This window comes from Haloarchaeobius sp. HME9146 (assembly GCF_025399835.1).
GTDB lineage: Archaea > Halobacteriota > Halobacteria > Halobacteriales > Natrialbaceae > Haloarchaeobius.
Window position 1 is genome coordinate 1,634,662 of sequence record NZ_JAODVR010000001.1, and the last position, 23,141, is coordinate 1,657,802.

At 67.0% G+C, this 23,141-nt stretch carries 23 protein-coding genes, 1 tRNA gene and 1 pseudogene; 8 read left to right on the forward strand and 17 right to left on the reverse strand.

Annotated elements, in window-relative coordinates; all coding sequences use genetic code 11:
- Window positions 1–83 precede the first annotated feature (83 nt).
- Complete coding sequence (locus N6C22_RS08385) at window positions 84–1,568, forward strand: 2-isopropylmalate synthase (protein WP_261650651.1); 1,485 nt, start codon at window positions 84–86, stop codon at window positions 1,566–1,568.
- Window positions 1,569–1,625: 57 nt separating this feature from the next.
- Complete coding sequence (locus tag N6C22_RS08390; protein ID WP_261650652.1) at window positions 1,626–2,090, forward strand: hypothetical protein; 465 nt, start codon at window positions 1,626–1,628, stop codon at window positions 2,088–2,090.
- A 27-nt stretch (window positions 2,091–2,117) separates the two neighbouring features.
- Here N6C22_RS08390 and N6C22_RS08395 read toward each other — a convergent pair whose 3' ends face one another.
- From N6C22_RS08395 to N6C22_RS08415, 5 genes and pseudogenes are all read right to left on the reverse strand, one after another.
- The gene (locus N6C22_RS08395) at window positions 2,118–2,828 is read right to left on the reverse strand and encodes a HAMP domain-containing sensor histidine kinase (RefSeq protein ID WP_261652545.1); all 711 of its coding nucleotides are present in this window, start codon (window positions 2,826–2,828) and stop codon (window positions 2,118–2,120) included.
- Between the two features lie 6 nt (window positions 2,829–2,834).
- Window positions 2,835–3,179, reverse strand: a pseudogene (locus N6C22_RS08400) (PAS domain-containing protein); the annotation flags it as partial.
- 107 nt (window positions 3,180–3,286) lie between these two features.
- Complete coding sequence (locus tag N6C22_RS08405; protein ID WP_369684434.1) at window positions 3,287–3,931, reverse strand: helix-turn-helix domain-containing protein; 645 nt, start codon at window positions 3,929–3,931, stop codon at window positions 3,287–3,289.
- Between the two features lie 164 nt (window positions 3,932–4,095).
- Window positions 4,096–5,067, reverse strand: coding sequence for a transcription initiation factor IIB family protein (locus N6C22_RS08410; protein WP_261650653.1), 972 nt, complete (start codon window positions 5,065–5,067; stop codon window positions 4,096–4,098).
- 90 nt (window positions 5,068–5,157) lie between these two features.
- Window positions 5,158–6,246 (reverse strand): M48 family metallopeptidase, encoded by a 1,089-nt coding sequence (locus N6C22_RS08415; RefSeq protein ID WP_261650654.1) that lies wholly within the window; start codon window positions 6,244–6,246, stop codon window positions 5,158–5,160.
- A gap of 204 nt (window positions 6,247–6,450) precedes the next feature.
- Between N6C22_RS08415 and coxB the strand changes: the two genes are divergently transcribed.
- The 4 genes from coxB to N6C22_RS08435 all read left to right on the forward strand — a co-directional run bounded on the left by coxB (window position 6,451) and on the right by N6C22_RS08435 (window position 10,765).
- The gene (coxB, locus tag N6C22_RS08420; RefSeq protein WP_261650655.1) at window positions 6,451–7,242 is read left to right on the forward strand and encodes a cytochrome c oxidase subunit II; all 792 of its coding nucleotides are present in this window, start codon (window positions 6,451–6,453) and stop codon (window positions 7,240–7,242) included.
- Window positions 7,239–9,884, forward strand: a complete 2,646-nt coding sequence (locus N6C22_RS08425; RefSeq protein WP_261650656.1) for a cbb3-type cytochrome c oxidase subunit I — start codon at window positions 7,239–7,241, stop codon at window positions 9,882–9,884. The genes coxB and N6C22_RS08425 overlap by 4 nt, the downstream gene beginning before the upstream one ends.
- 11 nt (window positions 9,885–9,895) lie before the next feature.
- A complete protein-coding gene (locus N6C22_RS08430; RefSeq protein ID WP_303647490.1) occupies window positions 9,896–10,165 on the forward strand; it encodes a cytochrome C oxidase subunit IV family protein in 270 nt (89 codons plus the stop codon).
- An 81-nt stretch (window positions 10,166–10,246) separates the two neighbouring features.
- Window positions 10,247–10,765, forward strand: coding sequence for a GNAT family N-acetyltransferase (locus N6C22_RS08435; RefSeq protein ID WP_261650658.1), 519 nt, complete (start codon window positions 10,247–10,249; stop codon window positions 10,763–10,765).
- 21 nt (window positions 10,766–10,786) lie between these two features.
- Here the strand turns inward: N6C22_RS08435 and N6C22_RS08440 are convergent, their stop codons facing one another.
- From N6C22_RS08440 to N6C22_RS08470, 7 genes are all read right to left on the reverse strand, one after another.
- The gene (locus N6C22_RS08440; RefSeq protein WP_261650659.1) at window positions 10,787–11,950 is read right to left on the reverse strand and encodes a hypothetical protein; all 1,164 of its coding nucleotides are present in this window, start codon (window positions 11,948–11,950) and stop codon (window positions 10,787–10,789) included.
- Between the two features lie 2 nt (window positions 11,951–11,952).
- Window positions 11,953–12,288: a hypothetical protein gene (locus N6C22_RS08445; protein WP_261650660.1), complete on the reverse strand. Its 336-nt coding sequence runs from the start codon at window positions 12,286–12,288 to the stop codon at window positions 11,953–11,955.
- 2 nt (window positions 12,289–12,290) lie between these two features.
- The gene (locus tag N6C22_RS08450) at window positions 12,291–13,688 is read right to left on the reverse strand and encodes a hypothetical protein (protein ID WP_369684399.1); all 1,398 of its coding nucleotides are present in this window, start codon (window positions 13,686–13,688) and stop codon (window positions 12,291–12,293) included.
- On the reverse strand, window positions 13,675–14,358 hold the full coding sequence (locus N6C22_RS08455; protein ID WP_261650661.1) for a hypothetical protein: 684 nt from the start codon (window positions 14,356–14,358) through the stop codon (window positions 13,675–13,677). The genes N6C22_RS08450 and N6C22_RS08455 overlap by 14 nt, the downstream gene beginning before the upstream one ends.
- Before the next feature lie 2 nt (window positions 14,359–14,360).
- Window positions 14,361–14,777: a hypothetical protein gene (locus N6C22_RS08460; RefSeq protein ID WP_261650662.1), complete on the reverse strand. Its 417-nt coding sequence runs from the start codon at window positions 14,775–14,777 to the stop codon at window positions 14,361–14,363.
- 91 nt (window positions 14,778–14,868) lie between these two features.
- Window positions 14,869–15,162 (reverse strand): hypothetical protein, encoded by a 294-nt coding sequence (locus tag N6C22_RS08465; RefSeq protein ID WP_261650663.1) that lies wholly within the window; start codon window positions 15,160–15,162, stop codon window positions 14,869–14,871.
- A 462-nt stretch (window positions 15,163–15,624) separates the two neighbouring features.
- A tRNA-Ser gene (locus N6C22_RS08470) sits at window positions 15,625–15,709 on the reverse strand.
- A gap of 101 nt (window positions 15,710–15,810) precedes the next feature.
- Here N6C22_RS08470 and N6C22_RS08475 point away from each other — a divergent pair.
- Window positions 15,811–16,761 (forward strand): MoxR family ATPase, encoded by a 951-nt coding sequence (locus N6C22_RS08475; RefSeq protein ID WP_261650664.1) that lies wholly within the window; start codon window positions 15,811–15,813, stop codon window positions 16,759–16,761.
- A 71-nt stretch (window positions 16,762–16,832) separates the two neighbouring features.
- Entirely contained in the window at window positions 16,833–18,368 is a 1,536-nt protein-coding gene (locus N6C22_RS08480) for an aldehyde dehydrogenase family protein (protein ID WP_261650665.1), read from the forward strand.
- A 213-nt stretch (window positions 18,369–18,581) separates the two neighbouring features.
- Here N6C22_RS08480 and N6C22_RS08485 read toward each other — a convergent pair whose 3' ends face one another.
- The 5 genes from N6C22_RS08485 to N6C22_RS21150 form a co-directional block, all read right to left on the reverse strand.
- Entirely contained in the window at window positions 18,582–19,091 is a 510-nt protein-coding gene (locus N6C22_RS08485) for a hypothetical protein (protein WP_261650666.1), read from the reverse strand.
- Window positions 19,091–20,500, reverse strand: a complete 1,410-nt coding sequence (locus N6C22_RS08490; protein WP_261650667.1) for a DUF58 domain-containing protein — start codon at window positions 20,498–20,500, stop codon at window positions 19,091–19,093. Before N6C22_RS08490 ends, N6C22_RS08485 begins: the two co-directional genes overlap by 1 nt.
- A complete protein-coding gene (locus N6C22_RS08495; protein WP_261650668.1) occupies window positions 20,497–21,060 on the reverse strand; it encodes a hypothetical protein in 564 nt (187 codons plus the stop codon). Before N6C22_RS08495 ends, N6C22_RS08490 begins: the two co-directional genes overlap by 4 nt.
- Window positions 21,057–22,034 carry a DUF4129 domain-containing protein gene (locus N6C22_RS08500; protein WP_261650669.1) on the reverse strand — a complete coding sequence of 326 codons (978 nt, stop codon included), beginning with the start codon at window positions 22,032–22,034 and terminating at the stop codon, window positions 21,057–21,059. Before N6C22_RS08500 ends, N6C22_RS08495 begins: the two co-directional genes overlap by 4 nt.
- A 93-nt stretch (window positions 22,035–22,127) precedes the next feature.
- Entirely contained in the window at window positions 22,128–23,108 is a 981-nt protein-coding gene (locus tag N6C22_RS21150) for a DUF4129 domain-containing protein (RefSeq protein WP_261650670.1), read from the reverse strand.
- Window positions 23,109–23,141: the final 33 nt, after the last annotated feature.

Sequence of the window (23,141 nt, forward strand, 5' to 3'; positions counted from 1 at the left end):
CGGTCTTCTCCCAGTTGGACTAATGACCGGTGAACGTTTTATTCGGGGGCTCCCCCGAACACACACAGCTGTCCCAATCTAACGTGCGATTCCTGGACACTACGCTCCGCGACGGCGAACAGGCACCCGGCGTCTCGATGACGCCAGATGAGAAAGTAGAGGTAGCGAGAGCGCTGGATTCGGCGGGCGTCTCGTTCATCGAGGCAGGCAGCGCCTGCACCGGTGAGGGCGAGCGCGAGACCATCTCGGAGGTCACCGCCCAGAAGCTCGACGCGACGGTGACGAGCTTCGCGCGCGGCATCCAGCGCGACATCGACCACGCGCTCGACTGCGGCGTCGACGGGGTGAACCTCGTCGTGCCCGCCAGCGACCGCCACGTCGAGACGAAGGTCGGCTCCTCGCACGAGGAGGTCCTCGACCGGACCGCCGACCTCGTCGCGTACGCCAAAGACCACGGCCTCTGGGTCGAGGTCATCGGGGAGGACGGCTCCCGGGCCGACCTCGACTACCTCGACCGGCTCGCGGCAGCGTCGTTCGACGCCGGTGCGGACCGCGTCTGCTACGCGGATACCGTGGGCCACGCGGGCCCCGAACGCACCGCCGAAGTCGTCGGTGTGCTGGCCGAACACGGCCCGACGAGTGCGCACACCCACGACGACCTCGGGCTGGGTGTGACGAACGCCCTGGCCGCCATCAACGCCGGGGCGGACCTCGTCCACGCCACGGTCAACGGCATCGGCGAGCGCGCCGGCAACGTCGCGCTCGAAGAGGTCGCGATGGCGCTCAAGCACGTCTACGACGTAGACACCGTCGATACGACCCAGCTCTACCGGCTCGGTGAGGTCGTCGCCCGAACGACGGGCATGCGCCCCGCACCGAACAAGGCCGTGACCGGCGAGAACGCCTTCGCCCACGAGTCCGGCATCCACACGGACGGGACGCTCAAGGACGACCGGATGTACGAACCGTACCCGCCCGAACAGGTGGGTCGCGAGCGCCGCATCGTCCTCGGGAAGCACACCGGGCGTGCGGGCGCACGCGCCGCGCTCTCCGAGCACGACGTGGAGGTCACCGACGAGGAACTGGGTCGTGTCGTCGAGCGCGTCAAGGAGATGGCCGGCCGCGGCAAGCGCGTCACCGACGCGGACCTGCTCGCGGTGGCCGAGGACGTCACCGACCACGAGCGCGACCGCCGCGTCGAACTGCTGGAGGTCACCGCGACCTCGGGGAGTTCCGTCCCGAGTGCGGCTATCAGGCTCGACGTCGACGGCGAGGAGGTCGTCGCGTCCGGTACCGGCTCCGGGCCGGTCGACTCCGCCGTCTCGGCCGTGAAATCCGCGGTGAAGGACTTCGGCGACGCCCACCTCAAGTCGTACCACGTCGACGCCGTCACCGGCGGCACCGACGCGGTCGTGACCGTCGAGGTGACCATGGCCCGCGAGGACCGCGAGGTGACCGTCGCCCACAGCGACGCCGACATCACCCGCGCCAGCGTGACCGCGATGGTCGACGCCCTCGACCGATTGCTCACGGAGTCGCCGCGAGCGACACCGACGGCAGACGACTGACGGCCGACACGACTTGCACGGTTTTTTAACCACCAATTCGCGTATACACTAGTGGGGATGCCTTACGACAGTCCGACTCAATCGCCGGCGCGGGCGCAGTTCGCCGACGAGACGCGTTCGGAGAAGCGGATCGTCGAACGGACGGATGGGGTGGTCGAGCAGTTGCGAGAGGAACTCGGAGACGACCTGAGCCTGATCGCGTTCTACAACGAGGACGTACTGGAGATACACTTCGTCCACGAGACCGTTCGGGAACAGTACCAACAACAGGGCCTCGACGCACTCGCGAGCGACCTCTGTCTGGACGCACGCATGGGGGACGCCTACCAGGAGTCACTCGTCCAGCTCGGCCAGCTCAACTTCGTCGTCACGGGCTTCGACGACGGGCTGCTGGCGCGGGTACCGCTCGGGCAACAGGTCGGGGTCGCAGTCACGACGAACCTGAACGCGGGCGACCGCATCACGACACTGGTCCCACGGGTCGTCGAGGAGCACGACATCGTGGTCGCGTCCCGGGGCTGACCGAAGACCGTTCAGGCGAAAAACCGTTCAGGCGACGATGTCCACACCAGTTATCTCGAAGCGAGCACCGGTAGCGGCCGCGCTGCCGTCGGTGCTCCCGTCGACGGGGTCACCGCCCTCTCTTCTGGGTAACCCACCGTCGGTGCTCGTTTCGGGACTGCGGTTGGTCGCCTCGATGTCCCAGCCGTGGGCGCCGATGATGGTCCGAACGACAGAGAGCCCGAAGCCGTGGCCGTCCTCTCTGGTGGTGAACCCGTGGTCGAACACTTTGTCACAGTACTCCTCGGGGATGCCCGGGCCGTCGTCCTCGACGTGGAACCCGTCGTCGAGCGGGCCGATGCTGATGGTCACCGTCTCGCCACCGTGGTCGACCGCGTTCCGGAACAGGTTCTCGAACACTTGACAGAGCCGGTCCGGACTCGCCAGGATTGGCGGCACCTCGTCGTACAGCAGCGTCGCGGAATCGGGCAGGGTGCCCACCCTCGCGGTTTCGATGACCTCTTCGAGGTCCGTCCGGACGGGGTCTTTCACCATACCACCCTGCCTGGCCACGCTGAGCAGGTCCTCGATGAGACGCTCCATCCGGTCGGTCACCGCCTCGATATCGTCGAGGTGGGATGCGTCGTCCGTATCTCGGTAGAGGTCGAGGCGCAGGTTCACGACGCTGAGTGGCGTCCGCAGGTCGTGCGAGAGGATGTCGGTGAACTCCTTCAGGCGGTCGTTCTGGCGCTCCAGCATCCGCTGGTACTGCTTGCGTGCGGTCTCGTCGTGGCTGACGATGGTGAATCCGTGGGGCCCACCGTTCAGTATCGGTGCCACCGTACAGATGGCCCAGAACACCGACCCGTCGGCCCGTTCGTGCCAGTGTTCGACCTCGATGGGTTCTTCTCGTGCGCCCGCCAACAGCTCAGCCAGTCTAGCCGGGGCCTCCTTCTCGCCGGCCCACAGTCTATCCAGTGGCGAACCGAGGATGTCACTGGTCTCGTACTGGTACAGTTTCGCTGCCGTCTGTGGCCAGGTTTCTATTCTACCCTCCTGACTGGTCGTGAAGATGGCGTAGCCGTTCGTGGACTCGATGACCTTTCGGTACCCTGCTTCCTCGGCCCCAGTCCGGAGTCGGTGGTACTCCGGTCCATGTGTCTAATACTCGTCTGATGGGGATAGGGTGGGACACGGTACGCACCGTGTCTTAAATACTACGTCAGGATCTCGTCCTCCTCGAACAGGTCGAGGTCCGACCCGGTGATGAGGGTGTACTTGACGAGCGACCACTGGGCACGTCGGAGTCGGTCCGAGAGCGCCTGCTGGGAGATGCCGAGGTCGGTCGCGACCTCCGCGAGCGTAGCCTTGCGGGGTGTGTCGAAGTAGCCGAACTCCCACAGCCGCATCATGGCCATGGTCTGCTTCGGCGTCAGACCGAAACTCGCACCGGAGTGGACCTGGTCCCGGCGACTGAGCTGTAACGTCGAGAAGTTGACTCCGGCCTCGACGAGTTGGTCCCGGAAGGCGACGAGTCCGCTCTGGTCGGCGAAGTCGACGCGGAGCAACCAGCCATCGCTGTTCCCGGCGGTGTTGAGGAAGGTGCCGTCGATGTCGGCGTAGATGGAGGCGATGGTGCCGCTTTCTTCGTTCCACTCGACCCGGAACAGCGCCGAGCCCTCGAACGTGTCTACCCGTGTCAACGACGCAACCGACGGGTCCGCCACGGCAGCCGCCTCGAAAGCGTCGAAGTCGTCCGTCGTGACCCAGAAGAACCGAGAGAGGACGTTCGGGGAGATGTCACCCGGACGAACTTCACCTGCGTCCAGGGGACCGCCAGGATGGCCTCGCCGAGCGGGAATTTCTCGACTGGTAGCTTGAACCGCCCGGTGATGATCACTTTCTGTCTTGGAAGGGAAGGTCCTTGACGGTTATGACAATCGGTATCGCCACACGTGGGCTGCCGGTCGCGACGCTATCCGGCCTCGAAGGCAGCGGGCGTCGAAGGCAGCCGCGGTAGAAAGAATCAGTACGCGCTGTCGCCGGCATCGGCGGCTTCGAGCAGCTCCTTGTAGCGGTTCCGGATGGTGACCTCGCTGACCTTGGCCACCTTACTCACGTCGTTCTGGGTGACACGCTCGTTGACCAGCAGCGAGCCGGCGTACACCGCGGCGGCCGCGAGGCCGACCGGGGACTTCCCGGACTGGAGGCCCTTCTCCTTCGCGGTGCGGAGGAGTTCGCGAGCCTGCATCTCGGCCTCGTCGGAGAGCCCGAGGTCGCTGGCGAAGCGGGCGACGTAGCTCTCGGGGTCGGCGGGGGCGACCTCCAGGCCGAGTTCGCGGACGATGTACCGGTAGGTCCGCTTGAACTCCATCGGGTCGACGCGGCTCACCGCGGCCACCTCGTCGAGCGACCGGGGCGTCCCGGCCTGTCGCGCCGAGGCGTACAGGGCCGCCGTGGCGACGCCTTCGATGGACCGGCCGGGAAGGAGGTTGTCCTCCAGGGCGCGGCGGTAGATGACGCTGGCCGTCTCACGGACGGTGTCCGGGAGGCCGAGCGAGGAGGCCATGCGGTCGATCTCGCCGAGCGCCTGCTTCAGGTTGCGCTCCTTGGAGTCGCGGGTGCGGAACCGCTCGTCCCAGGTGCGCAGCCGCTGCATCTTGCGGCGCTGGCGGCTGGAGAGGGCCCGCCCGTAGGCGTCCTTGTTCTGCCAGCCGATGCTGGTCGACAGCCCCTTGTCGTGCATCATCTGCGTCGTGGGGGCACCGACGCGGGACTTCTCGTCCTTCTCGGCGGAGTCGAACGCGCGCCACTCCGGCCCGCGGTCGATGCTGTCCGTCTCGACGACGAGACCACACTGTGAGCAGACGGTCTCGCCGTGCTCCTGGTCGACGCTCAAGCGACCCTCACACTCGGGGCACGTGCGAGAGGCGACCTGCTCGGTCGTCTTGGGTGTCTCCGACTCGGCACTGAACGTGCGAATTCGTGTATCTGACATCGTGGGGGAGGGCAAGCGGCCTGGGCGCTCCCCGGCCGCGCTTGCTAACCGAAAGTTAGCGGTGATAGAATATAAACTTTTCGTGGGTACTTATATGTCTGCAGGACTTTCCAGCCGGTCGATGCGTGTCGAAACTGCCGGGTGGACGTCGAGCAATCGACTGGTCGTTCCGGTCGGCTCGAAGATGAGTCGGTGCGCCAGCAGCGTCTCCAGCGCCCGGGCCATCGCGTCGGAGCCGACCTCCCGGGCGGCGTCGCGGTCCGCGACGAACTCGGTGCGCCGGATGACCTTGATCCACAGGACGGCGTAGGGGACGAGTCCGACACCGACGGCCCGGACCAGTTCGGGGTAGGCGAACTCGACGCCGACGAGGAGCGGGAGGATGACCGCCGCGGCGAGGCTGAACCTCGTGACGACGTGGCCGCGCTGGTGGTGGGCAACCTCGTGGGCGAGGACGGCCGACAGCTCGTCGTCCGCGAGCAGGTCGAACACCGTCTCGGTGACGAACACGTAGCGCAGTCCTGGAACGACGCCAGCCGCGAAGGCACAGCCGACCCGGGTCCGTGGGTCGACGATGCGCAAGCGAACCGACCCCGGCAGGACGTCGGCGACGCGCTCGCGTTCGGCCGGTGTCGGCGCTCTCGTCCGCAGCCCGACCCGGAGGACGACCGGCGAGAGCGAGATGATGAGCAGCACGACGCCGAGCGAGCCGAGCACGCGCGGCCACCCCTGCGGGACGGTCCTGACGAAGGCGGCGATGACGGTGACGGCCAGCGTGACCGCGACCGCCCGGGTCACGAACCACCAGAGCACGAACCATGCCGACAGCGCGAGATGACGCACCCGTTCGCGGTACGGCGCGACGGCGACGGCGACGGCCGCGATGGAGGGCAGAATGCTGAAGACGAACACGCCCGCACCGACCACCACTGGCCTGAGGACCATGGGTAGCTCGTCGAACAGTAGCTGGAGCGAGACGGCGGTACCCACCGCTTGCGCGAGCAACAGGTTCGTCCCGATGGCCGTGGCGTAGCCGATGCGCCGGAGATGGCGCAGTCGCGCCGCAGTCAGGGGGTCTCGTGCCGGCCGTTCGGTGAGCCTCTCGGCCATCGACTGGAAGACGACGTACCAGCCGAGGGCGAACAGCAGGTGGACCAGGACGGCGACGACGAGGGACACTACGATTCCCTTGGCCGTGTGGGGAATTGAACTTTGGCCTCGGTTCGAGGGATGGCGCTACTCGTGGCTCCTCGTGAGATAACCGTGTAACCCGCCCGAGAATGGGTGTGCGAGTACTGCGTCAATCCTCATCCCGTGTTACCATTTCGCGTGTTAACTATACACAATATATAAATAGCCACCCGAACGACGTTACAGTAATCCATGTACGGGGGAATCGTGTTGCAGGCCGGCGGTTCCGACAGCTTCGTTCCGCGAGGGTCACGCGCTGAGATCTTCAGCCAGATCTTCGACGTGTTCGTCGCCCTCGGGGCGCTCGTCGGCGTCGTGGTATTGTCGTACATGCTGTACAACGCGTACAAGTATCGAGACCATGAGGACCGGTCGGACGAGGACGAGTACGACCGGCCGGTTCTCGGTGAGATTCCGACCGGTGGCGGCCACGGCCGCAAACTCCTTCTCTCGTTCAGCCTCAGCGCGGTCATCGTCGTCTCGCTCGTCCTCTGGACCTACGGCGCGCTCCTCTACGTCGAACAGGGCGCAGCCGCGGCCCAGCCCACTCCGGACACTGCGGAGACGATGACCATCGAGGTGACGGGCTACCAGTACGGCTGGAAGTTCACCTACCCGAACGGTGAGCGCGTCGACGGGACGCTCCGGGTCCCGGAAGGGAAGGAGATACGGTTGAAGGTGACATCAGAGGACGTCTTCCACAACTTCGGCATCCCGTCGTTACACGTCAAGACCGACGCCGTTCCGGGCCAGACCACCGTGACGTGGTTCGGGCCGGCCGACGCGGGTGAGTATCAGGCACAGTGTTACGAACTCTGCGGTGCGGGACACTCCTTCATGGTGGCTGACGTCATCGTGATGGAGCAATCCGAATTCGACACGTGGTACGAGAACATGGGCAACGAAAGCACCAGCGACAGTTCGAACAGTAGCAGCGTCACGCAGCCCGCGCTCGACGTGGCTGCCATGGAGGTCCACGCATGAGCGCTGACGAGACACCCGACGACCACCGAGCCGAGGACGCGGTCGACGAGGCCCGCCCAGACGGCGGCCACGAGCCCGACGGCGGAACCCCGGTCGTCGGTGGCGAGTCGCTCCCGCTGGACGTGCCCTCGGGGCACGAATCCGAAGACCACGGTCTCCCACCCCTGTACTCCATCCGACGCTGGTTCGTCACGACGAACCACAAGGACATCGGCATCCTCTACACGGTCACGGCGCTGTTCTTCCTCATCTTCGGTGGCGTACTCGCCCTGTTGATGCGGGCCGAGCTGTGGGCCCCTGGCGCGGACGTGATGCAGGCCAACGCGTACAACCAGGCGGTCTCCGCCCACGGTCTCATCATGGTCTTCTGGTTCCTCTCACCGTTCGCACTCGGGTTCGCGAACTACATCGTCCCGCTGCAGATCGGGGCGGAGGACCTGGCGTTCCCGCGACTGAACGCGGTGTCGTACTGGATGTACCTCGCTTCGGGCGTCCTGATGGGCATCTCGTTCTTCCAGGGCGGCACGTTCGCCGGCGGCTGGACGATGTACGCCCCGCTGAACATGCCGGTATACACACCCGAGGTCGGCGGCACGACCGCCGTCCTCGCGCTGTTACTGTTCGTCGTCGGTGTCACCGTCGGTTCGGTGAACTTCCTGACGACCATCCATCGCATGCGGGCGGAGGGCATGACGCTCCGACGGATGCCGCTGTTCACCTGGAGCATCCTGCTCACCATCTGGATGATGCTCTTCGCGTTCGCGGCCCTGCTCGCTGCACTGATGCTGCTGAGTTCCGACCGCCTGCTCGGGACGACCTACTTCGCGACCAGCAGTCCGAACGGGTCGTTGCTGTGGGCGCACCTGTTCTGGTTCTTCGGCCACCCGGAGGTGTACATCGTCTTCTTCCCGGCGCTGGGAGCGATGGCCGAGATCTTCCAGACGTTCTGTGGTCGGCGCATCGTCGGGCGCAAGTGGTTCATCGGCGCGATGTTGCTCGTGGCGCTCCAGAGCTTCATCGTCTGGATGCACCACATGTTCCTGACCGGCATCAACCTCGAGATCAAGACGCTGTTCATGGCGACCACCATCGGCATCTCACTGCCGTTCGACCTGATGGTGTTCGCGCTCATCTACACCATGTTGAAGGGGAAGATACGCTTCAAGACCCCCTTCCTGTTCGCCTTCGGCGGCCTCGTGCTGTTCATCCTCGGTGGCATCACCGGGGTGTTCCTCGGGGCGGTCGTGCTCGACTACTCGTTCCGTGGCACCTACTGGGTCGTCGCGCACTTCCACTACGTCATGGTCGGCGGGGTGACCGGGCTCATCGGTGGGCTCTACTACTGGTTCCCCAAGATGACCGGCCGGATGTACGACGAGTTCCTCGGGAAGGTGAACTTCGCGCTGTACTTCATCGGGTTCAACCTGCTCTACTTCCCGATGTTCATCGCCTGGGAGACCCCGCGGCGCGTGTTCAACTACGCGCCCGGCCTGACCGGCTGGCACCAGGTGGCGACCATCGGCGGGTTCATCCTCGGCGCGTCGTTCCTCGTGCTGTTCTACAACCTGTTCAAGAGCCTCTTCGACGGCGAGCCGGTCGACGGCAACCCGTGGCAGTACGCCTCGACGGCGGAGTGGACGGTCCCCTCCCCGCCGCCGCTTGAGAACTTCCCCGGCACGCCGACCTACGCCGACGGCTCGCTCAAGTTCAAGGGGGTGACCGCCGACGCGAGTAGCGGGGCAGCAACTGCGGACGGCGGGACCGCGAAGACCGACGGCGGCATGGTGGCCGCGAGTGCCGGCTCCGAGCTGATGGACACCCACGAGGAGCACGGCCACGAGGAGAGCCACGCGAGCCTCTGGCCGTTCATCCTCGGCCTCGGGTCGCTCATCACGCTGTTCGGCTTCTCCGGGATGATGGACGGAGCTTTCCCGCCGGGAATCGAGGGTGGCATCTACATCGGGAACGTCATCGTCGGCCTCATCATCGTGGTCGGCGCGTGTATCGGGATGGCCCGGGAGTCGTTCCACGGCCCCGTGGGCCCGTTCGGCGAGAGCTGGCCGTTCGCCGGCGTCAGCAACATGAAGCTGGGCGTCTGGCTCTACCTGGCCAGTGACATCGTGCTGTTCGGCGCGTTCATCGGCGCGTTCGTGTTCTCCCGGGTCGCCTACGGGTGGTCGGACTGGCACCACCTCATCCCGGCGGAACACGTCGTCCTGCCCGGTCTCATCAACACGTACATCCTGCTGACGAGCAGTTTCGCGGTCGTGCTCGCGCTCGTCGCGGCCGAGAAGGGCAGCAGACTCGGTGTCGTCGCGGCGATGAGCACCACGTTCGTCCTCGGGGTGGCCTTCCTTGTGAACAAGGGCCTGGAGTGGCTGCACCTGTTCCACATCCACTCGGGCGCGTTCCCGGAGGGATGGAACATCTCGACGAACATCGCCTCCACGACGTTCTACGTGACGACGGGCCTGCACGGCCTGCACGTCATCGTGGGGCTCATCATGGCGCTGTATATGATCGCCAGGGCCTGGCGGGGAGCCTACCTGGACGACGAAGCACCCATCGAGTACTTCGGCCTGTACTGGCACTTCGTCGACATCGTCTGGTTGTTCCTCTTCCCGCTGTTCTACATCCTCTGAGGTGAACAAAAATGTCACATACCAAACTTTACACGGTGATTTACGTGGTGTTGTTCGTGCTGGCGACCGTCCAGGCGCTCATCGAGATGATGGGCTTCCTGGAGTCGGCCTACTGGATGGCCTTCGGCATCATCATGGTGCTGTCGTTCGCCAAGGCGGTCGTCGTCGCGGGGTATTACCAGCACCTGCGCTGGGAGCCCCGGTCCGTGACGACGCTGGTACTCATCGGCCTCATCGCGGCCGTCGCGCTGACGACTGCGGCGTCGTACTCCATCCTGTAGGCAGCCGTTTCTGTTCGACCGTTTTGCACCCGCACCTGCACGTCCATAACCAAGATGTGAGTGACGACCGTCGAGACGACCATGCAGGTCCGCGAAGCGCCCGAGTCCGACGTCGAGGCAATCCGTCGCGTGCACGCTGCCTCCATCCGCGAGCTGGGCCGCCGGACCTACAGCGACGAGCAGGTCGAGGCGTGGGCCGCCGGGTGCGAGACGGCCGACTACGCCGACATCGTCGAGGACGACTGCTACTTCGTGGTCGCGGAGACCGAAGACGGCGATAGCGCCGACGTCGTCGCCTTCGGTTCGCTCTGGTTCACGCCCCCGGACGACTACGAGCGCCCGCTCGACGCCGAGGTGACCGCGGTGTACGTCCACCCGTCGGCTGCCCGGACGGGTGTCGGTTCGGCGGTGCTCGCCGACCTGGAGGACCGGGCGCGCAATCGGGGGGCGACCACCCTCGGGCTCACGGCCTCAACCAACGCGGTTCCGTTCTACCAGGCGCGCGGCTACGAGACGGTGAGAGAGCGCAGCCACGAGTTCTCCGGCCACGAGTCGACCGGCGTCGAAGGGACGGTCGTCGAGATGTACAAGGAACTGTGAGCAGCCGAGTCGGCAGGGACCTCAGCGGTCGCACGTCTCGTCCACACCGGCCGAAAGCGTCACCGCGTTCGCCGTCAGGAGCGCGATAGCCCCCACCAGGAACACGGTCGCGAGCGGTGACTCCGGGTCGGTGAACGCCCAGTACAGCGGGCTCGCCGAGGCACCGAAGGCCGCGCTGGCGACGCCGTAGATGGCCGGGCCACAGCAACAGCAGGCGGTCGCACCAGTGGTCGCGAGCGCGCCGGTGACGCCCTGGACGGTCCCACCGTCGGTCGCGGCGCGGTCGGCCGCGGGTCCATCGTCGGCGGTCCGGGTCCGCCACGTCGCCACGCCGAGGGTGGCGTTCATCGTCACCAGCCCAGCCAGCACCACGACCACGAGCGCGGTCCCGACCGAGACGGCCGCGAACAGCGGAATCGAGGGGCGGTACAGTTCGATGGCGGGCCACATCACCAGCGGGCTGGCGAACTCGGTGACGACGGTGAACGCTTCGCCCCGGGCCGGCGGCACGTCCTCGGGGTTGAACGAGAGTAGCCCCGAGGAGACGACGAAGAAGGCGGTGAAGCCGAGTCCCGCGAGTGCACCCACAGTCCGGGCACGCCGGCCAACCCGGGCGAGCGCGGGGACGACCTCGGTCCAGACGATGTAGCCGAGGACCACGGGGACCGCGAGCACCAGCACGTAGCCGAGGGGATGGAAGACGGTCTCGCCGGGCAGCAGCTGTGGGTACGCGACCCAGAGCCCGAGGAGGGTCCCCAGAACCGGATAGGCGTGGTGGTCGCCCCAGCGGGTGTGGTACAGGACGAGGCTGGCCAGGGCGATGCCCATCCCGCCGAAGAAGGTCAGCGCGGGGTAGTACACCCGGGTCAGGGGCGTCGTCCCGATGGGTTCGACCTGCAGTTCGACCAGCCCGACGACGCCGAGTGCGGTCATCGAGCCGCCGACGAGGAGTCCGACGGCGGCCAGTCTGGGGTCGAGCCGACTCCCGAAGCGCTTCCAGAACCGGTCGCGGAGCGCGGTTGCACCGAGGACGCCAACCCCGAGGACCAACAGCGTGAGCAGGACCACGTGGGGGACGCCCCCGTGGACGGTCCCGTCGTGGGCACTGGCGGTTGGGACGAGCGAGAGGCTCGCGATGGTCAGCAAGAGCGTCGTCAGGCGGCGGTCGTTTGGTGGTAGGTGCATGGTCACAGTGAGAGGACGATCATGTAGACGAGGACGATGACGGCATAGAGCGACCCGAGGGTCGCGATGACCTTCAGGTGGTAGAGGAACAGCTCGTCGTCCTCCTCGTCTTTGGCCTGCGCGTACGTCTCGTACTCCTCGGCGGTCAGGTCGTCCCGGTGTCGCTCTCCGAGGTGGAGTGCGTGGAGGTGCTCGGACGGGAACGGGCGGTCACAGACCCGACACCGGGCGGCGACCGTCTCCTCCTCGAGGATGGTCGTCGCCGTCTCGGCCTGCATCTCGGTGTCGCCGGGGGGCGAGTCGGTCGATCGTGTGTGGTCGATGTCGTGGGTAGCCATGGTCAGAGGAACGGGGGTTTCACGTACGGTTGGGCGACCAGCCACATGCTGGTCATCGTGTAGAACACCATCACGAGCGCGAACGGGTACTGGCTCCGGATGGGCTGGAGTCGCCCCGTGAACGTCTCGAACGCGATGGCGTGGGCGACCCAGATTGCGACGAGGTGCCCCAGGACGACGAACGCCAGCTGGAGGCTGCCGAACCAGCCCGGGAGCACCGCGACCTGGACCGTCGCCGGCGGGTCGAACGGCGACAGCGCGACCGCCGACAGCGCGGGCGAGAGCGTCAGGAAGTAGCCCAGGAAGTGCGCGAGGTGGTAGCCGGCGGCGATGGGAACCAGCGACCAGACGAACCGGCGCTGGATGACGGCGGGGTCGACGAACGAGCCGGCGGTTCGCCGGGAGAGCCGGGACGCGAGGCGGTACACGGCCAGGAACAGCGCGAACCCGGCGACCGCGGTCGTCAGGTACACCGCGAGCGCCGGCACGCCGAGGCCGACGGCTGCCCGGACGAACTCGGCGTGCGGGCCGGTCGACACCAGCCCGTCGTAGGAGGTCACCCACAGCAGGGCGACCACGAACACCACCTCGGCGTCGGTCCCCTCGTCGTAGTTGCGGGCGAGTGCCGCGCCCGGAAGCGAGAGCGAGAGGCCGTTCTCGGTCCGGCGAATCGGGGCCATCCGGCCGTAGGTGTGGAACACTCGCGAGACCGGGTCGGCCTCCCTGAACCAGCTTGCACCGAACACGAGCGCGCCGCCCAGCGTCCCGAGCGTGTACGCAAGGATGACGCCGGCGAGGAACCGTGGTTCCGAGGCGATGGGCGTGACGACCTCCAGCCAGACGAGCGCAAGGAGGCCGATCGCTGCCGGCCAGCCGCCGAGGTGACTCGGCCACGAGCGCGAGCCGACTCTCGGCAACAGGGACGCGATGGCGCGCCACGGGTTGAGCACCGGCCAGGAGTCGCCGAGCAGGTACACCGAGATGGTGTAACCGGCCCACCACCCGGCCCAGACGCCCAGGACCGCGAGGTTCCGGAGCGGGTCGGTGATGTCGAACTGGTCGGCGAACAGCCCGGTCACGACGAACAGACCGAGGACGGCGACACTGCCGACCCGGGCCAGCGCGACGACGGCCCGGCGAACCGTCGCCGGCGACGGGACCGTGAGCCCGAGCCGGTTTATCTCCCGGATGAAGTCGTGGTCGGTCGCGAAGCTCGTGAAGAGGAACGACGCCCCGATGACGCCGCCGCCGGTCAGCACGACCAGCCAGAACGGGATGGGGACCGAGGTGAGCGTCCCGCCCAGCGTCCCGACGTGGGCCAGCGCGGGGTCGACGAACAGCACGAGTGCGACCCCCAGTGTCGCCGCCGAGGCCAGCCGCGAGAACTCACGCGCCGCCACGACTGGGCACCCCCGGCCGCCAGTACAGCAAGGCGACGGCCACCACGAACACCAGCGTCGAGAGGTCGACACCGAAAGCGTAGACGGTCGCCAGCGCGGCGGCCGACCCTGCCGTCCCCGACGCCAGCGACGAGAGCAGCGGGAACGCACAGCTCACGCAGGAGAACAGCCCGATGAGCCCGGTCGCACTCGCCGACAGCGATTCGAGGACGGTGGCGTAGACGAGGTACGCGAGCGAGAGGTAGCCGACGACCCGGAACGGGACCAGCGCGAACTGGAACACCGCGCCGGTGTACGACAGCGTCGGGCCCCACCCCGGCGAGGGCATCGCAACCGAGACCCCGCTGGCGGCGTGGTCGTGGCCCGCCGGTGCCAGCGAGACCATCCCCGCGAACCACGCGAGCAGCAGGAAGTAGCCCACGGCGACCGCGACACCGAGGAGCCGATATCTCCGTGCGGTCGGAATCGGGTCCGTGGCGACCACCGCGAGCACGCCGACGTTTATCCAGACGAACGGGTACAGCGCATAGCGTACCGAGACGAGCTCGCTGCTCGTGAACCGGAAGTAGGCCACGACCGCGAGCAGCTCCAGCGCACAGAGCAACCCGAGCCACAGCACTCGCTCACTCGGGAGTGCATCGAGGGTCGAACGCGCCGTGTTCGAGGACATCCTCACCCGACGATGAGTTTCACGGCGATGACCAGGACGAACAGGACCCCGAAGGCCCACGCGCTCACCATCGCGGCGGTTGCGCTCGTGAGCCCGCGGTTCTTGCTGGAGCGATAGGTGCCGAAGACGATCCAGCCGGCGAACAGCCCGCCGGTGGCGACGACGAGCAACCACTGGAGCGTCGCCCTGCCGGCCGCGTCAGCGCCGACGTATGCGACCGCACCCGCCCCGATTCCCCCGAGGATGAAGAAGAACCCGAGGGTCCAGACCAGCTGGTTGTTCAAGAGCTCGTGCCACCCCGGGCCCTCCTTCGCCCCGAACTTCGGCGTGTAGCTGGCCTTCTCGCGCACACTGACCAATACGAAGATGGCGGCGAGGAAGCCACCCATGACCAGCGCCGCCCCGGTGAAGTGTGACATGGTGTTAGGTGACAGTTGTCATCTGATGACTTTAAGTTTATCTCCCCGAGAGCGACAGACGCGGGCGATGTGGGGTGTACCAACGGGCCACCTACACGTAGAACCAGTCGAACGAGATGGTCGAGTCGTCCTCGACCGTGACGAACAGCGCCTTCTCGATGGTTCCAGACACTCGCTCGACCTCCCACTCGAACGTCGCTGTTCGACCCTCCGACACCGCCACGGAAACCGTGTACGTCCCCGGTTCCGTGAATGGAATACACGTCTCGGTGTTCGTCTCCCCCGGGCCGAGCGTGTACTCCCGTTCGAGTATCGGGTCCGCCCCTCCACTGGCCCCGAGGTCGACCCGGAGCGTGACGGTGTGCGTGTCGCTGTCGTCGTTCATGAGACCGATGTCGTACCCCGCCGAGCTGGTCCCTTCCGGGGTGTACGACGCACATCTATCGCCTGCCGGGTCGGGAGTATCTGTCCGTGTTCCCGTCGAGGACTTAGTACCGGTGTCGATAGCCGAGAGACACCCGGCACCGCCCGTGATGAGGAGTCCACTAAAGTAGCGGAGGGCACGACGACGAGAACAGGAGGGCTTCATCGGTACGAATTGACACACACACATAATAAGTATTCTGTCAATTGCTGCCGGGGGTTACATTCCCTGCGCGGTGTCGGGCGTGGATGGAACTGTGGCGCTCGGGTAGTGATTGGAGAAGCGCCGAGAGGGAGATCTGAACCTCGCCGAGACGGTCCTGCTCGCTTCGCTGCGCGGGCTGCGACTCGTCTGGTTCAAATCACCGCATGGGTTTTCCATCACAGACGACTCGCTCCGCTCGTCGTTTCTGTGATGGAAAAACGCCGAGAGGGAGATTTGAACTCCCGTGTCCGTGAGGACAGTAGATTTCGAATCTACCGCCTTGGCCGGGCTAGGCTATCTCGGCTCATCTCCACGTTGCCGACTGCCTTTATTATGAATTTCGATTTATCGCGTAGGGAGGTGACAACCGCCAAGAATTTATTCCAGCAGCACGGGGACGAGAACATGGACGTACACCAAGCGAGCGAGGACTGTAACCGTGTCCTCGACGCCATCGGGAACGCGGTCATCGCCGACCGAGAGTTCCTCGAAACCGTACTGCTCGGTGTCGTCGGTCGTGGCCACGTGCTCCTCGAGGACGTGCCCGGGACCGGCAAGACGCTGACGGCACGGTCGATGGCCTCCGCCCTCGGATTGGATTTCTCCCGCATCCAGTTCACCCCCGACCTCCTCCCCGCCGACGTCACCGGGACGCACGTGTTCAACGAAGAGACCCGCGAGTTCGAGTTCCAGGCGGGTCCCATCTTCGCGAACATCGTCCTCGCCGACGAGATCAACCGCGCCCCGCCGAAGACCCAGGCCGCGCTGCTGGAAGCCATGGAGGAAGGGCAGGTGACCGTCGACGGCGAGACGCGGATGCTCCCCCAGCCGTTCTTCGTCATCGCGACGCAGAACCCGGTCGAGCAGGAGGGGACCTTCCCGCTCCCCGAGGCGCAGGTCGACCGCTTCATCGTGAAGTCCTCCATCGGCTACCCCGACGAGGCCGGCGAGGTCGAACTCCTCCAGCGCCGGGCCGGCCGCGTCGAGCAGTCCCCGAGCGTCGAGCGCGTCCTCACCGACGAGGAGGTCGCCGACCTCCGGCAGGTCCCCGAGAACGTCCGGGTCGACGACGACCTGCTGACGTACATGGCGAAGCTCTGCCGCGAGACCCGGCAGGACGGCCGCGTCGAGATCGGTGTCTCCCCGCGCGGGACCCAGCGCCTGTTCGAGTCCTCGCGGGCCTACGCCACGATGGTGGGCCGCGAGTACGTCACACCCGACGACATCAAGCGCGTCGCCCAGCCCGTGCTCGCACACCGGCTCGTGCTGACGCCGGACGCGATGGTCAACAACGTGAGCAAGCGCGAGGTCGTCGCGAAGGTGCTGGATTCGGTGCCGGTGCCGACCGTGGACTGACGCTTCGGTCTCGGACCCGGTCCACCATGGGAGGGGGGTGTTATTACTTACATGTCTCCCTGGGATGGGACATGGCTTCACGACAGACCGAGCAGACGTACGAGCATTATATCGATGGGGAGTGGACGGACGGAGCCGGAGACCAGACGTTCGAGAGCGAGAACCCGGCGACGGGCGAGGCGCTCGGCACGTTCGCCCGCGGCACCGAGACCGACCTCGATGCGGCATGCGCCGCGGCTGAAGCGGCGACGGAGGAGTGGCGCGAACTGTCGCACATCGACCGCGCGGAGTACCTCTGGGAGATCTACCACGAGCTCCGCGAGCGAACCGAGGAGCTGGCCGAGGTCGTCACCAAGGAGTGCGGGAAAGAGATCTCCGAGGGTCGCGCCGACGTCATCGAGGCCTACCACATGGTCGAGTGGGCGGCTGGCGACGCCCGCCACCCGAAGGGCGACGTGATTCCTTCCGAGATTCCGAGCAAGGACGCCTACATGCGCCGCAAGCCCCGGGGCGTCGTCGGCTGCATCACGCCATGGAACTTCCCGGTCGCCATCCCGTTCTGGCACATGGCGGTCGCGCTCGTCGAGGGTAACACCGTCGTCTGGAAGCCCGCCGAGCAGACACCCTGGTGTGGGCAGATCATCGCGGAGATGTTCGAGGACGCCGGCATCCCCGACGGCGTGTTCAACATGGTGCAGGGCTTCGGCGACGTCGGCGCAGCTATCGTCGACGACGAACGCGTCGATACCGTCCTGTTCACCGGCTCCGCCGAGGTTGGGCACGAGGTCGCCCAGAAGACCGCCTCGCAGCCGGGCAAGCTCGCCGCCTGTGAGATGGGCGGGAAGAACAACATCGTCATCACCGAGGAAGCGGACCTCGACGTCGCCGTCCACTCGGCCCTGATGAGTTCGTTCAAGACGACGGGCCAGCGCTGTGTCTCCTCCGAGCGCATCGTCGTCCACGAGGACGTCTACGACGAGTTCAAAGAGCGGTTCGTCGAACTCGCGGAACAAGTATCCGTGGGCGACCCGCTCGACGATGACACGTTCATGGGGCCGCTCATCGAGGCGGACCACAAGGAGAAGGTGACGAAGTACAACCAGCTGGCCGAGGACGAGGGCGTGAACGTGCTCGTCGACCGCACCGAGCTGGCCGACGAGGAGATACCCGACGGCCACGAAGCGGGTCACTGGGTCGGGCCGTTCGTCTACGAGGCCGACGCCTGGGAGGACCTCCGGTGCACGCACGAGGAGGTGTTCGGTCCCCACGTCGCACTGCTGAAGTACTCCGGCGATGTCGAGGAGGCAGTCGCAATCCAGAACGACACCGACTACGGTCTCGCCGGTGCCATCATCTCCGAAGACTACCGCCAGATCAACTACTTCCGCGACAACGCCGAGGTCGGCCTCGCCTACGGCAACCTTCCCTGCATCGGCGCCGAGGTTCACCTCCCGTTCGGCGGCGTAAAGAAGTCCGGCAACGGCTACCCGTCGGCCCGTGAGGTCATCGAGGCCGTGACCGAACGGACGGCGTGGACGCTGAACAACTCGAAGGACATCGAGATGGCGCAGGGACTCTCCGCAGACATCAAGACGGACTCCGACTGAGTCACCAGCGTCAGCCGAGTTTCGTCGAGGAGAAAACCTTCTTTCTGTCAGGGGCTGTTCGTCACCGGTCTCTCACGGGGCTCGACCGACCGGTGCAAACAAGCCCCATATCGCTGTGTGACACCTACTCGCTTCCCGCTCTGGGAGGGATGATTGTTACGTCGAACAGGTCAGCATCCCGAGCCGACCGGCCACCCCGCGGATTCGGCGCTCTCACTGCCGCAGCGCCGTCGTCAGAATCACCACGGCCACCAGCAACAGCGCGAGCGCCGAAATCGGCTGCCCCTCGGTCGCGACCTGGTAGACCGCGAACGCCACACCACCGGTCGCGACGCCGACCACGACGGACCCACCGATGTGCGCCAGTTCGGCCCGGGTCGTGTCTGCCTCGCGCCCCAGTTGCTCCCCGAGCCCGATGGCGTTCTGGCCGACGTCCCAGGCCAGCACAGTCGCGGTCGTCCCGACGAGCATGAGCAGTTCGGCGGATGGTGCGCCACCGGTCGCCCCGGCGAAGACGAGTCCGCCGAGCAGGCCGACCGCGCCGACGTGGACGAGTCGGCGAGAGCCGAGGACCACGCCGGGGGCGAGCGCGAGCATACCGAGGGCCGCCCCGACGACGCCCACCGAGGCGGTCAGGATGGCCGCGAGGGCGGCGAACGCGCCAGCGCCCAGTGCGACCACGGCCGACAGGCGGACGGGTCGCCGGTCGATCTCGGTCGCCATCAGGTCCACCTCCGTGAGCCACGGGCAAGGGCGTTCACGAGTCCTTCGTCTGGGTCCCAGTCGATGACGCGGATGCCACCCTGGCGCAGTTCGGTGATGCGGGCGCGGCGTTCCACCCGGGCGATGCGCTGGCCGATGGTCTCCGTCGCGGTGGCGTCCGGGCTGATGATGGTCACCTTGTGTCCGTGGGCGTGGAGCAGGCGGGCGGCCTGCACCGCATCGTCATCACACAGCGGGCTGAAGAACACGAGCTGGGCGTCGCCCGGGAGCCGTTTCCTGAGGTTCCGGACACCGAGCGTGATGGAGCGGTAGCCCGCGGGCTGCTCCGAGGAGAGCGCGGGGTGGTGGGCGAACAGCTCCTCGACCTTCGCGCGGTGTTCGTTCCCGAGGCCGGGACGGAGCCAGACCGACTGTGGGGCGAGGGCGGTGAGACCGACCCGGTCGCCCGTGTCGAGCAGTGCGGTGAAGACGTGGCCGGCAGCCTCGATGCCGAGGTCCGCTGCATGGAGGCCCTCCTCGTCCCGGCGGACGTAGGCCTCCTTGCGCAGGTCGAGCAGGCACATCACGGTCGCGGCGCGCTCCTCGCGGAACAGCAGGGTCGCGAGGTCGCCGGTTCGCGCGTATCGCTTCCAGTCGACCCGCGAGAGCGGGTCGCCGCGGCGGTACTCCCGGGTCGAGTGGAACTCGACGCCGTCGCCGCCGATGTCGGTGTTCACGCGCCCGGCGTACTGCGAGGTCTGCTTGCGCAGCGGGACCGGAATCGTCGCCTCCAGCGAGGGGGTACACACCATGTCGCCGCCGGTCCGGAACCGGGTGTGAGTCTCCTCGGCGCCGGACCAGCCGCGGACGATGGCCTCGCACGTCTTGAACTCGTGGGTGCCGCGCTTGGCGGTCACGGTGTAGGAGAACGAGTCCGACTCGCCGGGGCGCAAGGCGGTGCCGAGGCGGGCGGACCCGGACTTCACGGAGAGTTCCTCGGGCACGCCGTCGACGAGGCGCACGTCGGGCAGGGTTCGACTCCCGTCGTTCGTCACGCGGACCGTCACGGTCACCTCGTCGCCGAGGGACGGGTCCGGGTCGCTGAGCTCTCGGGTGATACTGAGCGTCACGGCCGGGGCCTCGGTGATCCGGGCGTACGCGAGGTAGCCCACGCCGACGACCGCCGAGAGCAACAGCGCGGGCTGTCGCGTGATGACGCCGACTGCGCCCGCGACCAGCGTCACCGCGGCGATGCCGCGCCAGTGGTTGGTCGCCTCCGTCGTGTCGGTGATGACGCGCTGGGTCTGGACCGCGTCGGTTGCCGACCCACCTGCTCCCGCGTCGGTTCCCGCGGCCGTCGCCCCCGCCGGCGTCGTGCTGTCGTCGCTCCCCGTCGCGTCGTCGGTCTCTCGCGTCACTGTCGAACTCATCTGTCGTACTCCTCCGACATCCGTGCAATCTCGGTCGCCGCGTGGACGGCCCACCGGTGATACCGCGTCTGGCGGCCACTGAACAGGTCGACCCGCGAGAACAGCGAGCCGCCCTCGAGCGTGCCGGTGAAGAACGCGGCGGCGTACGGGTCGTCGGTCCACTCACCGGCCTCGATTCGTCGTTTCGCCTCCGACTGCGAACAACCCTGTGTGCGGGCGATGGTCGCGACCGCGGCGCGCTCCAGTCGTGTCGTCGTCTGCTCACGACTGTCGACCCGACGAAGGTCCGTACTCGCGACGTGGAGCAACTCGTCGAAGTCGTCTCCCGGCGTGGGAAGCTCCTGTGACTGCTCCGGGTCCGGCGTCTTGGCCTGCACGTACCGGTTCCGGGTGCGCGAGACGCCGATTCGGACGCCCTGCAGGAGTGCTGCGAGGCCGAGTACGACGAGTATCGCCTCGTTCATCGACATCCCGGCGGCGACCTCGGGGAACAGGACCAGGGCGAACGCCAGGGCGGCGACGGCGACCCCGAGCACCGAGAGGATGGTTCTGAGCTTCATCGCGTCTCACCCTCGTTGTGGGCTTCGAGCCGCCTGAGTGCTTCGACTGCACGGTCCTCGCGCTCGGGCGTCGCGTCGGCGGCACCGTACCGGACCGACTCGAACAGGTCGGTCAGGGTCTGGACGTCTGCCGGGTCGAAGCCGGCGTCGACCGCGGCACGCTCGAACTCCCGCGGCGTGCTCGTTTCGGGATGGTCGACCGGCAGGTGTCTGGTCATCTCGACCCACGCGCGGTAGATCTCGTTGTCGACGTCCGAACTGGATTCGATGCGGTCTGCGGCCCGGCCCGCGGCGGTCGAGATTGCCTGCGTGTCGACCGGGTCAGCGTCCGCCTCCGCCGCGTCCTCGCTCACCTCGACGACCTCGTCCTCCTCGTCGTCGCCGCCGGAGACGCTCCATGCACCGACCAGCACCACGGCGAGGATGCCTGCCCCACCGAGCAGGAGCAAGAGCGGGACGTCGAACGGCTGTTGTTGCTGCTCGTCGTCGCCGCTCCCCGAGCCTTCACCAGCACCGTCACCGGTGCCGGAGTCGTCCGGCCTCTCCCCGGGTGCGCCCTGTTGCTGGGTCTGTGGGGTGTCCGAGGAGGGACAGAGGAAGAAGAACGGGGCCACCGACGCGACGATGACGGCCATCAGCAAGAGCATGGCCACGGCGACCACGCCGTCGTACCGCCGGTAGGACCCGATGGTGACCGACGCCGCGACCGCGACGAGACCGACACCGGCCCACCACGGGAGCGTCCGGGACGGACAGTCCTGCCGGAGCGGCGGCTGCTGCTGTGCTGTCGTCTGGTTGACCCGCTCCCCCGATTGGGTGGTGGTCTCCGTCGTCACCCCGTCGGCGTTCACGTTGGAGACGGAGCCCCCACTCCCCCCGGGCTGGGTCGTCTCACCGAGCGTCCCCGCCGCGATGGCGATGGCGAGGACACAGCAGATGGCGACGACCACGATGCCCACGTTCCTTTGTTTCACGTGACCCTCTAGCTGGAAACGACACTTAGGGGTGCCGGATTGTCAAGCCATGACTTGACTCATCGGTTCGCGCCGGAGATGGCGAGTTCTCGGTCAGTCGTCGTCGTCGGCCGTCGGTTTCGCCCCTGACGCGTGCGCCGACTCGATGGCCCGAAGTGCCTCGATGGCCCGGCTCTCGCGGTCTGTCGTCGGGTCCTCCCCGCCGTAGCGGACCTCCTCGAACAGCGCAGTGAGTTCCGTGACCTGTTCGCGGGTCATCCCGGCCGCGATGGCAGCCTCCGCGAACTCCGCGGGGGTGCTCGATTCGGGCTCGGGCACGTCCAGATGTGTCGTCATCTCCCGCCAGGCCCGGTACACCTCGTTGTCGACCGCGGTACTGGTCTCCAGCCGGTCCGCGGCTCGCCCCGCGGCGGCACCGATGGCAGCCATGCGGTGCCGCGGGGAACGCGATGCCAGCCCCGCCTCGTACACCTCCTCGTCGTCCGCCGGGCCCTCGTCGCCGCCCCGGAGGGCGAACCAGGCGAACACGAGCACGATACCCACCACCAGCGCGGCGATGAGAAGGGCGACCTCCGGGCTCACGTTCCCGGGGTTCTGGCTCAGCCCGAGCGAGGAGGAGACGCCCTCGGTCTGTTCCGCGACCTCCGAGGGGATGATCGAGAGCTGGTCGGGCTCGTTCTGGGTGGCACAGTTCGTCAGGAGGAGCCACAGGAAGAAACCGGGGAACGCGATGGTCCCGACCAGCCCGGTGGCCGCCAGCCCGTCTTTCGAGTGCTGGACGTACAGCCAGATGGCCGCCGTGAGGACCACGACGATGGCGAAGAACTCGCCGCTCAGCAGGAACGGGATGCAGAAGCTCAGCGAGAAGCCGAGGCGGCCCGGGTCGGTGATGGGCCGTGCGGGACTCGTCCCGTCCTCCCCGTTCCGGTCGGTCGCGGTGTCGTCGTTCGGGTTGACGATGGAGGAGCCGCCACCCCCGGGTTCGTGGGGCTCGACCAGCGTCGCGGCCGCGAACGCGAGCGCGAACACGCAGATGAGGGCGAGGACCACCGGGATAGCTTTCTCCCGATTCACGACGGAACGTAAGTGAGTCGTCCTTGAGAACGT